Annotated in this window: 1 protein-coding gene; it reads left to right on the top strand. The window is 67.3% G+C overall.

The features are described from left to right. Positions 1–887: 887 nt before the first annotated feature. Positions 888–1109, top strand: a 222-nt coding sequence (locus tag ACRC0P_RS02015) for a hypothetical protein (protein ID WP_438628020.1), incomplete at its 3' end; no start/stop codon positions are given.

The following is a 1109-nucleotide window of genomic DNA, read 5'->3' as shown; positions in this document are numbered from 1 at the left end:
GGGAGTGGGCCCAAGTGACGCTCTCGCCTCAGCCTGGCGAGCCCGGGCGGCCTCCTCCCGGGCAGCTTCTTCGGCTTGGCGGGCCCGGGCGGCCTCCTCCCGAGCGGCTTCCTCCGCTTGGCGAACCCGGGCGGCCTCCCGGGCGGCCTCTTCAGCTTCCCGAAGGCGGGCTGCGGCTTCACGCCGGTCAGCTTCTCGCCTCCGCTCTTCTGCGGCCGCCGCATCTTCGGACTCGGACTGTCCAGACTTGGGGTGGCGGGAGGAGTGCGATGGGACATCGCTGAAGCAGAAGAAAAAGCCAGAAAACGAACAAAGTGAGCAAGAAAAAACTTCTTTTTGGAGGAAGGTGGATGCAATGAGAATGAGACGAACCTGCGAGGGGGTCGGGTGAATGACCACCTTGGGGGGGAAATTAGGTTTCCCCGGGCTGGTTCCGTCTCCCCCATCTTGCGGAGCCGCTTCTTCTTGCGCTCCCCCTCGGGCTGTGACGTCGGCGCAGCCCCCTCCGAGCGCCGACCGCTGGTACGCACCGCCCCGCCCCCTCGGGGAGGAGATGGGGGAGGTGTTCCTCCCAGCTTCCTCTTCCCCTGGGCGTCGGCAGGGCGGCTGCTCCCCGGGCCCCCGACGCGAGGCCCAGAAGCACGACCCCCTCCTGGGGCAGATTGTTTCCCCCGGCGGCTCTCGCCCGCGCCGTCGTGGCCCTTAGGGGCTCTCTCCTCTGAGGCCCCGACCCCCAACATAATGGATAGAATGGAGACGCGGTCGGGATCAATGCAGAGGGGGAGGATCTCCTGAGGAAGGCGAGACGCCTCCGCGGAGCTAAGGTTCAGCACCCTTTGGACTACGATCTTGAAGTCCTCAGGAGCCCAATCCCATCTGGCTCCCTGGTGGGTCCGCATGTAGTCTTCAGGCCCAGTGTACTCCCAGGCGCTCCGGGCGCGCCGTTGGAGCGGCGCAATCCGGCGATGGAGGTAATCGCCGAACACCATGGCCCCGGTGAGCCCCTGGGATCGCAGGCCCGCCAGGCGGTCGAGGACGGCGTCGTACTCCTCCCCCAGATCTACCGGCGCCCGCCAGCTGGAGACCTGCGCCGGGGGCTGGCTTGGAAG

It is taken from the genome of Microbulbifer sp. (assembly GCF_051659245.1).
Classification (GTDB): domain Bacteria; phylum Pseudomonadota; class Gammaproteobacteria; order Pseudomonadales; family Cellvibrionaceae; genus Microbulbifer.
The sequence above is the reverse complement of the archived record's forward strand: the minus strand, read 5'-3'. Positions and strand labels throughout refer to the sequence as shown.